We start from the raw sequence: 12752 nt of genomic DNA on the forward strand, positions 1-12752 counted from the left end.
TGTTTATTTTTCAAAAATTTATTTTCTTCTTCCAAAAATCATTTTACCTATAATTTATAAGGATTTTGTTGGTATTCATAAATTGACAGAGTTTATCTTGAAATCTATTATTAATAATGAGCAAAGAAGCCTATCGCATATTATAGGTTTCTTTTTTTATTATTTACAGCGGGGGAGAGCAGAATGAATTTTTTCAGGTACAAGATTTTACTGCAATTAACGCTGATATCTTTATCTATCGGGGGTACAGCATATGCAGACAGTCCGGACTCTGTTTCACAGGTGGAGCTTCCTGCACAGACAATTATCGGTGCAAAAGAAAAGAAGGACAATGCGGCATACCATGATGGGAATGATTATAAGGAACCTGCCTATAGCCGCCTTTCCATTCCCGAAAGTTCCAAGGCATCTACGGAAATGATAACACATAAACAGATAGAACGAATGCATCCTCATTCTGTTTTAGAAATCCTGCAGAGAGCCATGGGAATAAACTATACATATCAAGGTGTAAAGGTACGTGAAACACTTCAGGACAGAGGAGGAGACAATTTAGGGCTTATTATCGACGGTTCGTATATAGTCTATTCTCAGCAAGCCAGAGGCATGCTGAGCAATCTTCCCGTATCGATGATCGACTCAATAACGATTGTCAGAGACTCGACGATTCTTACACTGGGGCCGATAGAAGCTTTCAAAAGTCCTACCGGTGCACCTAATCAAGGTTTTGTTGTTATAAAAACATTACAATCTGCTCAAAAGACAAGGCAGCTTTCTCTCAGTACAGGCAATTTTTCCACAAATGGCCAAAGTATACATATCGGCGATAAAACTGATAATGGTCTTTCATATGATTTTGCATTTGCTCATAAAAATTTTGGAGGCAAAAGTAATTGGAATAACGGTTATGATTACAATGCTGTTTTAGCAAAAATAGGCAAAACCACCAAAACAACAAGCAATGAATTATCACTATATTACAATGATGGCTCTTCTGAATCGCAAATGGGCTTTGTCCGCAGCAGTACAAGTATAATTGCCGATCCAAATTATGTAGCAGAATATGATCCGGTAAAAGCAGCCATACTCGGCTATAATTTTTATAAACATTGGAGCAACGGCTCCACCACAGGCTTTTCCCTAAACTACAATAAATTGGACGGCCGTTTTACAGCAAAACATAATGGCATTATGAATAATACCACCGGAAAAATTTTTGCAGACGAATATAACCAGGAAGATGAGAGCGTCTACGAAGGAAGTTTATGGCACACCTGGCAGACAAAAAATTCCGTTACCAAAATTGGTATGCAGGCATTAAAATGGAAGTCACCAAAAGGTGCTATTTATTTTTACGGTTACGGTCCTTTTGATGAACAAATATACAGCGCATATGCCTCATATCAGCAAAAGGCGGGCAGAAAACTAACGTGGGACAGTGCCGTGCGCATAGACAGACATCATGTGACCGACAGTACAGAAAAATACAGCGGCGCCGGTGACAATCCCAAACGCATTCATGATGAATGGCTTGGTTCTGCCAAAAGCATAGCATTGGGTGCCGCTTACCAAGCTGATAATACATATAAATTATTTGCACGCACTTCTTATACAGAAACACCGCCAAACAGCTATATCGTCGGCGATAAGGTGGTTGGCGGAAAGCACAAACCGGATTTCAGCGCAGAATTTGATGATGACAAACGCCTGAAATATGAAATAGGTGTGACCGCAAACTATACACTGGCTTTCAATACTTCACTCACAGGTTTTTATTATGATATCCAAAACGATAAAAGTGCCGTGAAACAGGGCATCGACGTCAACGGCAATTCAGCAGCATCCGCCGTAGATTCATATACCACATATACACAAAGCAATGTAACACGCAAGGGATTAGAATTATCATTTCACGGTATGCTGAATCAATATTTAAGCTACAATACCGCATACACTTATTTCACTGCCGGCAGCGACGCAAGCTCTGCGCTGGTCCCGCATTCGCAATATACTATGTCTCTTATGTACGACAAGGATACATACTCGGGTGCATTGTCCGTGCTGCATGTAGGCACATTCAAAAACGCTCTTACCGATACTACAAATGTAGGAAATTTCACTACAGTGAATGCCAGCATCAGTAAAAGAATAAACTCTAACCTGACAGTTTCTATATTTGGTGATAATATAACCAATCAGCATTACGCTACCAACCATCGTGACGTCGACAGACCGGATTTTACGGGAGCTGTAAAGGGTTACTGGTACGATGTAGGTGCTTTATATGGTGTTCAGCTGGATTACAGCTTCTAAAAAAGTTCAGGAGGTTTTCTATTGTTCAAACACAGACAGCAATCACTGGCTTTTCTAATATTTTTCTCCATACTGCTTTGTTCTTTTCTTGGCTCCTTTCTTATCGGCAGCTACGATTTATCGTTAAAGGATCTTCTGCATATACTATGGAGAAAAATAAGCGGTCTGCCCAATAACTGGAATGAAGCAGCTGAGACTGTTATCTTCGAAGTGCGCATGCCCCGTATTTTTGCGGCAATGGGAATAGGTGCTGCCTTATCAATAGCAGGAACATCCTATCAGAGCATGTTCCGTAATCCAATGGTTTCTCCCGATCTGCTTGGTGCCTCGGCAGGAGCCGGTTTTGGTGCAGCACTGGGTTTTTTATTCAATTTCGATATGCCGGAAATACAGATAATGGCATTTATCATGGGAATGGCTGCCGTCTTAACCACCTATTTGATTTGTTCATTTATCAATCCGCACAGAGAATCCACTGTAGCTTTGATTCTTACGGGCATCATAGTTTCTACGCTGTTTCAGGCTTTTATTTCCATAATTAAATATACTGCCGATCCTGATTCCAGACTGCCGGACATTATTTTTTGGCTGATGGGCGGCCTGGCAAATGTTACTTACAGTGACCTGCACTTTTTCCTCATCATGTTTTGTCTTGGTTCCGTTCCGTTATTCATGATGCGCTGGCGTCTCAATGCATTGATGTTCGGCACCGAAGAAGCATTATCGCTCGGAGTCAATGCCGCTTCTCTTCAAATGATTGTCATAATATGTGCGACTATCCTGACAGCAAGTTCAGTGGCAATAGCTGGCATAATAGGCTGGATCGGCTTGATAATTCCCCACTTGACAAGACTCATCGTCGGTGCCGACAACAAAACGGTGCTTATCAGTTCCTGCCTTCTCGGTGCTTCTTTTTTATTGCTGGCAGATGATGCGGCGCGCTCTCTCATTTCCTCAGAGATCCCTATAAGCATTATAACATCAATTATAGGTGCACCATTTTTCATTTTGATGCTGTACAATTTTAAGGGGCGATTATTATAGAACTGGCAGTAAAAAATCTTTCCTGCGGATACAATCACCATAAATTAGCAGAAGGTATCAACTTCAATGTCACCGATGGAGACATAATAACAGTGCTGGGACCCAATGGCGTAGGTAAAACAACTTTACTCAAAACGATTATGGGTTTTATAAAACCATGCAGCGGATCAGTATTGCTTGACAACAAGGATTTATCCGGCTTACCGCGAAAATACACGGCCCGGCATATTGGTTACGTTCCGCAGGTGACCTGTCATTCTTTCTCTTTTTCTATTGAGGAAGTGGTCATTATGGGACGTTTGCCACACTTGAATGCTTTTTCCCAGCCGGGCAATAAAGATATGCTTATTGTTGAAGATGTACTGAAAAAATTAAATATAGAGCATATGCGAAAAAGATTTTTCAGTAATTTAAGCGGCGGTGAACAGCAGATAGTAATGATCGCCAGAGCATTAGTGCAGGAACCCCGGCTCCTGATAATGGATGAGCCTACATCAAATCTTGATTTCGGCAATCAAATACGCATATTGAAAATAATAAAACAACTGTCCCAAAATGGCATCAGTATACTTTTTACCACCCATTTTCCCGATCAGGCATTTTTATGCGACGCAAAAGTAATACTTTTCTATAAAAATACCAGACCCGATATAGGTGATGCTGCCAATATATTATCTCCAGTCAATCTGAAAAGGGCATATGGTATTGATATTGACATAATAACAAAGAAAAATGCCGACGGAAGCATTACCAAAACGTGTGTACCGCTGTTTGGAGTGTAATTTATGTATAATAAAACCCTTATAAAATTTATATTCTCTGTTTTTGCTCTTTTGTTTCTGACAATAAACATCATCGGCTGCCGAGAAAGCTCTCCTGCCGCTTCAAAAGACATATCACCTCCGATGCGTACCGTAACCGATATGTCAGGACAATCGGTTCAAATACCAATCCACGTGCAAAAATACGCAGCCGGATGGTATGCCCACAATGAAATTCTGGTAATGCTCGATCATGCTGACGGAATGGCTGCCACACATATGCGTCAGCATGATTTTCCATGGCTTTATAAAATAGCTCCTAAAATGACAGATGCATTGTCGACCTTTGGTGATAATTTTAATTTGGAAAAACTGCTGTCCCGTAAACCGGATGTTGTTTTTGATTCTACAGACAAGAACAGAGCAAAATTGGCCTCTGTAAATATTCCTCTTGTAAATTGTTATTTTGATAATTATGACGATATGAAAAGAGCCGTGACTTTGACTGCCGATATTCTCGGCGGCCCTGCTGTCGAACGGGCAAACGACTATAATTCTTACCTCACTGAAAAAATGTCTGAGATAAAAAATATCACCGAAAAAATTGCCGATAGAGACAAACCAAAAGTTTTGCATCTGCAATCAACAGCTCCACTGAAAGCAGACGGCCGCCATACCATCATTGACACATGGATATCTGTTGCCGGCGGCATTAATGCAGCTGCCGAAATTGAAGGTAACATGCAGTCGGTTTCAAATGAACAGATCATAAAATGGGATCCGGATATAATCATTCTTGATGCCAGCTGTAATCCCGACGATATTTTAAATCGTGCTGCTCTGAAGAATATCAAAGCTGTCAAAAACAACAGCGTATATATAAACCCGCGCGGCGGATTCGCTTGGGACAGATACGGTATTGAGGGCGCTCTGCAGATCCAATGGGCAGCCAAACTATTTCACCCGGGCAGATATCAGAATCTGGATCTGCAGCGGGAAGTCAAAGTTTTCTACGAAAAATTTTTATGGACAAAACTTACAAACGATGATGCAGATAAAATCATGCATGGTAAAAATCCTTAATCGAATGTATTTTTACAGAGGTGATATTATAACAATGCATAACTATCGTAAATCAGGCTGGTTAGCCTCCCTGGGAATACATTTTCTCTTTTTTTTCATCATATCGTACAGCGGTTTTTTTGCCATTGCAAAAAATTTCAGTAAAACTCCGGATACAGAAATTTATATGGCAGATGACAAATCATCCGCAGAAAATGAATCTAACAGCGCAGAAAGTTCCGGCTCACAAGCCAGTGCTGCTTCATCAAGCGATATTATAATTGACCGGGACAGTCTGCAAAATACTTATAATGAAAATTCAGACAGTACAACAGAAGTTAAAAAGCTGAAAATCACAAACAGCACAAAAAAATCGCCTGCAGGCAGCAATGCAGAAAAAGGACAATTGTCCTCAGGTAAACAGGGAAACGCTATCGGTACGGGCAGTGAAGGGAATAGTTCCGATACAGGAACTGACTCAACGGCGGGAACCGGCGAAAGCAAGGGCACAAATGGCGGAAACTCAGCTGAAAATAATGAGTCTGCTCTTAAAGCAGCTATTAATCCGATACCGTTAAACGCACCGATTCCGTCTTATCCTTACTCTATGCGTTCGTCGGGCATAGAGGGAATGGTAACTGTCAGTTTTTCAGTCGATGCGCTCGGAAATGTTGAAACAGTTTCTGTACTTTCTTCTTATGGCGGAGCAGCCTTCATTGAAGCTGCTCTGACAGCAGCACGCCAATGGACCTTTTCACCTGCGCAAAATTCATCCGGACAGCCAGTACGCTGCATCATCAGCCAAACATTTAACTTTAAAATGGAAACTGTAAAATGACAGCGCAGCACAAAAATGACCTTGATGAAATTCAAAAATTTCATCAAGGTCATTTTGTATATTCAGGCTGATCTTCACCGCCTATATTATTCGGAGTCGGAGGATCAAATCAAAAATGTTGAATTGATCCTCCTTAGTGGAGTAATTTGGAGTTTTATGCTGATAACAAAAACTGCAGCCGCTTCAGCAATATAGATTGCTGCAGTCAGATAAATTACATTCCCAGAATACCGGACCAATAGCCTAAAATACCAACCGCAAATAAACCAAAAATGATCCATATCGGATTGACTTTATTTTTCATAAGCTTAATACACATGAAAGTAAGCAGCAAAGGTATAAGTCCCGGCATCAACTGATCAAAAATAGTCTGCACAGTTGTCACCGCGGTCGTGCCATCCTGTTTCTGAATAGTGGAAATCACAATAGGCACATGGACGGAAGTCCATTTGTTTACCAAAGCCCCCATAACAAACAACCCCAGAATAGAAGCACCTTCAGTAATTTTCTGCAGGGTGTTGCCCGCTACATCGGCAATGACATCTGTTCCCTTTTCATAACCATATTTAATTCCATACCAACGAACAAGAAGACGAATCAAGTTAAACAAAACAAAGAATAATATTGGTCCGAACAAACTGCCCCCCAGTGCGAAAGAAGCCCCCAGGGATGCTGTTATCGGCCGCACAGTTCCCCAAAAGATAGGGTCACCAACACCTGCTAACGGTCCCATCATTCCTACCTTAAGCCCGTTTATAACACCATCCGGAATGTCCTTGCCATTGGCTTTTTGTTCTTCCATTGCCGATACCACACCAATAATCGGTGCTGTCACAAATGGCTGCGTATTATAAAATTCAAGATGCCTTTTCAAGGCTTGTTTACGTTCATCACCGCTGTACAATCTTTTGATTATGGGAATAACACCGAAACAAAATCCCAGGGCCTGCATACGTTCCATATTCCACGAACCCTGCGCAAAATTTGAACGAACAAACGTCCAGAAAAAGTCACTCTTAGTTAATTTTTTCATTATATTTTCCCCCTTTTCAATCATCTAAATCATCATCAAGATCGTTGTTGCCGCTTCCGGACGGTGCAGCAGCCGCTACCGTTTTATTATATTTGGGATTGAGCTGTATATACACTATCGCCAAGACTAAACCTATGACACCGAAAGCAACAAGATTGAACTGAGTGAAAGCCGCTATAACAAAACCAAGGAAGAAAAAGGGCATCAGATACCCCGCCTGCATCATATTTATAACCATTGCATAACCAACAACAACTATAAATCCGCCTGCTACCTGCAAACCGCCTGTGATGACCGGCGGAATAGCATCAAGCATTGACTGTACTGCTCCCGTGCCTATATACATGGCAACAAGGATAGATGGAATAGCCACACGCAGAGCCTGAATTCCCAGCGCGCCAAGATGGCAGATATCTATTCCCCGCAGACTGCCTTCTCTTGCGAAGCTGTCGGCCTTATGCTGGAAAAAGACTGTCAGCGTACGGCAGAGGATTGTCAGCACTTGTCCGGCAGCCGCAAGCGGCATGGCTATTGCAATCCCTGCTCCTATGCTTTGATGTCCGGCAATAACCAAGATTGTTGAAATAACGGATGCCAGTGCCGCATCAGGCGCCATTGCAGCCCCTATGTTCATCCAGCCCAGAGCTATCATTTCCAATGTGCCGCCGATAATAATACCAGTTGTCATATCACCTAGAATAAACCCGATAAGTGTGCAGGCAATGAGAGGTCTGTGCGTTTGAAATTCATCGAGCACACTGCCCATTCCTGCTATAGCCGAAACAATAAAAATTGCAATAAGTTGAGCACCATTAAGTTCCATTATAAATCCCTCCTATATCATTCTACAAAAACCTTTATTTCAATTGATTTTCATCAACAGAAATTCAAGTATATGATCTATATCAAAATTTTACTTTTTCAACAGATCCATCATATCAGTCTTTTTATCAGTATCCACCTTTCTGCATTCAAGCTCTATTCCCTTTTCATGAAGTTTCTTAAATGCCTCTTCATCTTTTTCATCGACCGATATAGCTCCGCTGATCTGACGTTTCCCTTCTTTGAAACTCATACCGCCGATATTGACACTCTTAATATCTACGCCGGCTTCAACCATATTCAGCACGCTGGTCGGATTAGTAAACAGCAGAAGGCATTTATCGTTTTCGTATTTAGGATTATTATAGACACGAATAGCTTTATCAACATTCACAACACTTGATTTTATACCGGGAGGCGCTACCTGTTTCAACAGCGTCGCCCTGATATTATCCGCGGCCACATCATCATCACAAACAATTATGCGTTCACATTTTGTTACTTTAGCCCAGACTGTAGCTACTTGTCCGTGAATAAGTCTGTCGTCAATACGAGCCAATACTATCTTCATTATAAATCGTCCCCTTCTTCTTCAACATCTACTGTTACCATGCTTTTATGAAATTTCTGGACACCTGCACCGGCTGCTTCCTTCGCCTTTTCCAATATATCTATGATAGAAAATTTCTCATCAACACCAAAACGATAATTTATGATTTCCACCAGCATAGGCAGATTGACACCGGTTACAATGCCGCATCTTTCATCATCGGCAGCAATACGGCAGGCAGCATTATACGGACTTCCACCAAACAGATCATTTAATATTATGATACCATTTTCCATACCGAGTTCTTTTATGGCCTGTCTGTATTTACTGATCAAATCATCGGGCCCTTCTCCGGGAACCAAAGTAACGGTTCGCAAATTATCCGGCTGGCCGCAGATCATTGTACAGGTTTTTACCAGCTCTTCTGCCAGATGTCCATGCGTTCCAACAATAATACCAAGCATTTTTTCAACCTCCCCTGCTTTTTATATTTAAATATACGCAAGAATCATGCCAACTATTGTGTGTCACTTTCAAAGGACTGCTGCTGTTCTATTATTTTCGATGTATTTTATTTTTGACACACTTATTTTTGACACACATATGAGAAATATCATAATATTTGATACACTCATAAATTTATTATGACACACTATTCCATATTGCCTACCGATGTGATCATTCTATTTTTACATATAAAATGACCCGTATAAGTTAGATTTTTGGGTCTGCCTTATGCGGGTCAGTTCAATTTTCAAGCAGGTTATTGCCTGCAATAATATACAAATGCCGGTGGAAAATTGCGTAATTCAAAACTAACTTTGACTTCTGAAAATCGGCGGTGAAACATCGGATACATTTGCAGTGAATACTGAAAAGCAATGAATCGTCCATCCTTTTTAAGCTGTGTCGTGGCAGCATCTAAAATGCTTTCGCGTAAATCGGGAGTGAACATTGCAAATGGCAATCCTGAAATAATGCAATCCGCTTTTGCTAAATTCAATTCATTAAATATGTATGACAGCTTTTCCGCCCGCCTGCCAAAAAGCATATCCGGGAAACGTACTCTCAGCTCCGCCAGCATGACCGGATCTTGCTCAATGATAACGGCCTTGCATGTTTCTTTTTTATACTGCGCAATATATTCCGTAAAAACACCTGTTCCTGCTCCCAATTCAACAATATTGCCCATTTCAGACCAAGGAAGATCTGCCAGCATTTTTCTGGTCAGGAACTTTGAGCTCGGGATAATGCTGCCAATTTTAGCCGGCTCATCAAAAAATTTTTTCAAAAAAACTATACGTGTCGCCAGCATACAAGTCATATTCCTCTCACTAAATTTTTACTTTCTATTTTATAACGGTTGTATTTTTCATACATAATATTAATTTTCCCGACAAGCACCACGCAGCCGCTCCGGCTATGATACCCAAAATACTTCCGGCAAATACATCACTTGGATAATGCAAAAAAAGATATATACGGGAAAAACCTATCGCAGCTGCCAATGAAAGCGCCGCAATTCCCCAGTATCGTTTCATTGCACTGAACATCACTGTCGCTGCTGCAAAGGAACCGAATGTATGCCCTGACGGGAAGGAAAAATTATTTACATTAGGAACATGCACCAGCATAGGCATCCATGGATAATCAATACAGGGCCGCACTCGCATCACAGCGTGTTTCAAAATTCCGTTCCCCATAATAAGACTGAACAGCAATGCCATAAAAACCCCCACACCAGCACGTCGATATTTTTTTATGCCAAGCATAACGATACCGGTTAAAATCCATACTGCACCGAAATTGCCCAATTCAGACAGTCCTATCATAACAGGCGACAATAGTCCTGTCACTAGATGATTCTGCACCCAAAAGATGGTTGCCTGATCCAATGAAACGATCCATTCCATTTCTATTCTTCCCCTTTCATGTACTATTTTAAGTATAAATCGCAGATTTAAACAAAATTTAAATAGACCGAAAAGTTTTTATAAAAAGTTCCGGACCGATCAGCGATCTTTTTTGACTGCATTTTATTTGCGGAATCGATATCCCGCCCCCCACACTGTTTCAATATAAATAGGCTTGGACGGATTTTGTTCGATTTTATCCCGTATGCGATTTACATGTACCATAACCGTTGCCGTATCTCCTGCTGCATCCAGCCCCCAAACACGTTCGAATAATTTTTCTTTACTGAATACTATTCCCGGATTTTCCGCCAAAAATGACAAAAGTTCAAATTCACGGTGAGGAAGTGTGATTTCTTGCTCCGCTAAAAATACACGATGCGTTTCTAATTGAATTTCCAGATCTCCCGACTGCAGGATTTTTTTCTGCTCTTTTCCATCCATGCCTGTCAGTCTTTCATAGCGGGCAATATGGGCCTTCACTCGAGCTACAAGCTCACTCGGACTGAATGGCTTAATCACATAATCGTCAGCCCCCAATCCTAATCCGCGTATTTTATCGATATCTTCGTGTTTTGCTGATACCATGAGAATCGGCGTATTCTTCACCTTGCGCACCTCGCGGCAGATTTGAAACCCATCGATTCCCGGAAGCATAATGTCTAAGAGCAATAAATCATACGTATCTTCTACTGCTCTCTTTAGACCGCATTTTCCGTCATAAGCAATGACGACTGTAAAATTACTTGCTTCCAGATAATCGCGTTCCAATTCAGCTATAGCTCTATCATCTTCCACAATCAATATTTTCTTCATGTTTGTCCCCTCTCACAATTGGCAGGAGCATGCAAATAGTCAGTCCACCGCCGGGTGTCTGCTCCGCCCATATTGTCCCCTTCAATCCCGCAACGATTTGCTTTACAATAGCCAGCCCCAGTCCGCTGCCGTTTGCCACATTGGCTCTGGCCGGATCTGTTCGATAAAAGCTGTCAAATAATCGGGACAGATCCTTACCGGTCACACCAATTCCGTCATCTACAAATGATATCTTTAAATTTTCCGCCTGTCTACTCAAAATGATCTGCACGCTGACAGTATCATTTTTTTTGTATTTCAGGCTATTTTCCAACAGATTCTCCACTACACGCTGAAACTGCAATCGGTCGATCCCAACGATCGTCTGCTCCTCTATTCCCCGAAACTCCAGCTTCAAACCCCGTTCATACATTTGGTCATAACTTTCGGCAATAAAGTCTTTAAAATAAAGACATATATCTACTTTTTCCAACCGGAAAGGTACCCGTCCCAAATCGAGCTTTGAAAAAAGGAACAGGCTTTCCACTAATTTTTCCATGCTGCATGCTGTATGATATATCATTTCTGTATAGTGCTTCTGCTTCTCCGGTGTACGTGCAATACCATCAAGAATACCGCTTGCATAACCCTTTAGAGAAGTCAGCGGCGTAGAAAGATCATGCGAAATTCCGGCGATAAGTTCTTTGCGATTCACTTCATATTTTTCCTTTGTCTCTCTTGCTCTCTTGAGTTCATGCCGCATACGGTCAAAGGCCTGACAAGTCTCTCCCAGCTCATCCTGCGTACTGACATTAAGTTGTACCTCCAAGTTTCCCTCTCTGATTTCTGCCGCCGCATAACGCAGTGTTTCTAGCGGTTCAAGAATCTGCCGGGACAGTATCCTTGACAGATAGCCGCCAAAAAAAATAATGATCGCCATAGATACACCTAATATGGTAAACAACAGCAGCTCCATCATTTCTTTCGCGTTATTTTCTGGAATGCTGCCTTTTGCCAGAAATGGTGCATTTCCAGCTGCCATGATGGTCATACCACTGCGCGGTGAAGTATAAGAAAAGGTAAAACTTTCATCATCCCATAACATTGTTGACTGACTGCTGCCGCATTTCTGCCTGACTGTAGCCTGCAGCCATTCACTGTCTACCTTATCTGTGACATATATTACTTTGCCGTCTTTCATTACCAAGGTATTAATACCTTGTGCCTCCAATATATGGCAGTCCTCCAGCATCTCTTTCAATTTTTGGGCATTTCTTTTTTCGGCCTTAACACGAAGAGAGCTCACCGCAAATTGTATAGAAAGTGCCGGCCCTTTTTCCGGCCACAACATTGCCAGTTCACTTTTTTGCTCCGTTCCGGTAAAACGAAGTCCTACAAAAATTACTGCACCGATAATCCCCAGCAGACACACAGGAACGAAGACCATCATAAAATTTACAATGAGCAGCCTTTTTTTTATAGAAATATCTCGTACTTGCATACCAATTATCCTCTTTTCTGTCATCCTGTTTATCCGTTATACTGGATTATACTGGATAATTCTAAACAATTCCTAACATCCTAAAAATTTCTCATATTTTTATATGGCAAAACAAAAAAG

General features: G+C 41.3%; 14 protein-coding genes. 6 read left to right on the plus strand and 8 right to left on the minus strand.

Going from position 1 to position 12752, the window contains the following annotated elements:
• The 6 genes from I6758_RS14940 to I6758_RS10655 all read left to right on the plus strand — a co-directional run.
• The coding region (locus tag I6758_RS14940) for a hypothetical protein (protein WP_231038647.1) at nucleotides 1-187 on the plus strand (187 nt) is incomplete at its 5' end.
• Nucleotides 184-2313 carry a TonB-dependent receptor gene (locus I6758_RS10635; protein WP_196605251.1) on the plus strand — a complete coding sequence of 710 codons (2130 nt, stop codon included), beginning with the start codon at nucleotides 184-186 and terminating at the stop codon, nucleotides 2311-2313. The genes I6758_RS14940 and I6758_RS10635, both read left to right, overlap by 4 nt.
• 21 nt (nucleotides 2314-2334) lie before the next feature.
• Nucleotides 2335-3357: a FecCD family ABC transporter permease gene (locus I6758_RS10640; protein ID WP_196605252.1), complete on the plus strand. Its 1023-nt coding sequence runs from the start codon at nucleotides 2335-2337 to the stop codon at nucleotides 3355-3357.
• 56 nt (nucleotides 3358-3413) lie between these two features.
• Nucleotides 3414-4139 (plus strand): ABC transporter ATP-binding protein, encoded by a 726-nt coding sequence (locus I6758_RS10645; protein WP_330998058.1) that lies wholly within the window; start codon nucleotides 3414-3416, stop codon nucleotides 4137-4139.
• 3 nt (nucleotides 4140-4142) lie between these two features.
• Nucleotides 4143-5201, plus strand: coding sequence for an ABC transporter substrate-binding protein (locus I6758_RS10650; protein ID WP_196605254.1), 1059 nt, complete (start codon nucleotides 4143-4145; stop codon nucleotides 5199-5201).
• A 34-nt stretch (nucleotides 5202-5235) separates the two neighbouring features.
• On the plus strand, nucleotides 5236-6018 hold the full coding sequence (locus I6758_RS10655; RefSeq protein WP_196605255.1) for an energy transducer TonB: 783 nt from the start codon (nucleotides 5236-5238) through the stop codon (nucleotides 6016-6018).
• Nucleotides 6019-6232: 214 nt separating this feature from the next.
• On the opposite strand, the gene manZ is transcribed toward I6758_RS10655, so the two are convergent.
• From manZ to I6758_RS10695, 8 genes are all read right to left on the minus strand, one after another.
• On the minus strand, nucleotides 6233-7051 hold the full coding sequence (gene manZ, locus I6758_RS10660) for a PTS mannose transporter subunit IID (protein WP_330998049.1): 819 nt from the start codon (nucleotides 7049-7051) through the stop codon (nucleotides 6233-6235).
• A 16-nt stretch (nucleotides 7052-7067) separates the two neighbouring features.
• The gene (locus tag I6758_RS10665; RefSeq protein ID WP_196605257.1) at nucleotides 7068-7874 is read right to left on the minus strand and encodes a PTS mannose/fructose/sorbose transporter subunit IIC; all 807 of its coding nucleotides are present in this window, start codon (nucleotides 7872-7874) and stop codon (nucleotides 7068-7070) included.
• A gap of 90 nt (nucleotides 7875-7964) precedes the next feature.
• On the minus strand, nucleotides 7965-8444 hold the full coding sequence (locus I6758_RS10670) for a mannose/fructose/sorbose PTS transporter subunit IIB (protein ID WP_196605258.1): 480 nt from the start codon (nucleotides 8442-8444) through the stop codon (nucleotides 7965-7967).
• Entirely contained in the window at nucleotides 8444-8887 is a 444-nt protein-coding gene (locus I6758_RS10675; protein ID WP_196605259.1) for a PTS sugar transporter subunit IIA, read from the minus strand. The genes I6758_RS10670 and I6758_RS10675 overlap by 1 nt, the downstream gene beginning before the upstream one ends.
• A gap of 299 nt (nucleotides 8888-9186) precedes the next feature.
• Complete coding sequence (locus I6758_RS10680) at nucleotides 9187-9738, minus strand: class I SAM-dependent methyltransferase (protein WP_196605260.1); 552 nt, start codon at nucleotides 9736-9738, stop codon at nucleotides 9187-9189.
• A 34-nt stretch (nucleotides 9739-9772) separates the two neighbouring features.
• Nucleotides 9773-10336 (minus strand): phosphatase PAP2 family protein, encoded by a 564-nt coding sequence (locus tag I6758_RS10685; RefSeq protein ID WP_196605261.1) that lies wholly within the window; start codon nucleotides 10334-10336, stop codon nucleotides 9773-9775.
• 123 nt (nucleotides 10337-10459) lie between these two features.
• The gene (locus I6758_RS10690; protein WP_196605262.1) at nucleotides 10460-11152 is read right to left on the minus strand and encodes a response regulator transcription factor; all 693 of its coding nucleotides are present in this window, start codon (nucleotides 11150-11152) and stop codon (nucleotides 10460-10462) included.
• Nucleotides 11124-12632, minus strand: coding sequence for an ATP-binding protein (locus I6758_RS10695; protein ID WP_196605263.1), 1509 nt, complete (start codon nucleotides 12630-12632; stop codon nucleotides 11124-11126). The genes I6758_RS10690 and I6758_RS10695 overlap by 29 nt, the downstream gene beginning before the upstream one ends.
• Nucleotides 12633-12752 lie beyond the last annotated feature (120 nt).

Origin of the sequence: Pectinatus haikarae, from assembly GCF_015732185.1 — a bacterium.
GTDB lineage: Bacteria > Bacillota > Negativicutes > Selenomonadales > Selenomonadaceae > Pectinatus > Pectinatus haikarae.

Bases quoted from the DNA above. Each gene is read 5' to 3' on its own strand.
- I6758_RS10675 (WP_196605259.1), bottom strand. From the start codon at position 8,887: ATGCTTGGTATTATTGTTGGAACGCATGGACATCTGGCAGAAGAGCTG.
- I6758_RS10685 (WP_196605261.1), bottom strand. From the start codon at position 10,336: ATGGAATGGATCGTTTCATTGGATCAGGCAACCATCTTTTGGGTGCAG.
- I6758_RS10690 (WP_196605262.1), bottom strand. From the start codon at position 11,152: ATGAAGAAAATATTGATTGTGGAAGATGATAGAGCTATAGCTGAATTG.
- I6758_RS10655 (WP_196605255.1), top strand. From the start codon at position 5,236: ATGCATAACTATCGTAAATCAGGCTGGTTAGCCTCCCTGGGAATACAT.
- I6758_RS10695 (WP_196605263.1), bottom strand. From the start codon at position 12,632: ATGCAAGTACGAGATATTTCTATAAAAAAAAGGCTGCTCATTGTAAAT.
- I6758_RS10635 (WP_196605251.1), top strand. From the start codon at position 184: ATGAATTTTTTCAGGTACAAGATTTTACTGCAATTAACGCTGATATCT.
- I6758_RS10665 (WP_196605257.1), bottom strand. From the start codon at position 7,874: ATGGAACTTAATGGTGCTCAACTTATTGCAATTTTTATTGTTTCGGCT.
- manZ (WP_330998049.1), bottom strand. From the start codon at position 7,051: ATGAAAAAATTAACTAAGAGTGACTTTTTCTGGACGTTTGTTCGTTCA.
- I6758_RS10680 (WP_196605260.1), bottom strand. From the start codon at position 9,738: ATGCTGGCGACACGTATAGTTTTTTTGAAAAAATTTTTTGATGAGCCG.
- I6758_RS10670 (WP_196605258.1), bottom strand. From the start codon at position 8,444: ATGAAGATAGTATTGGCTCGTATTGACGACAGACTTATTCACGGACAA.
- I6758_RS10650 (WP_196605254.1), top strand. From the start codon at position 4,143: ATGTATAATAAAACCCTTATAAAATTTATATTCTCTGTTTTTGCTCTT.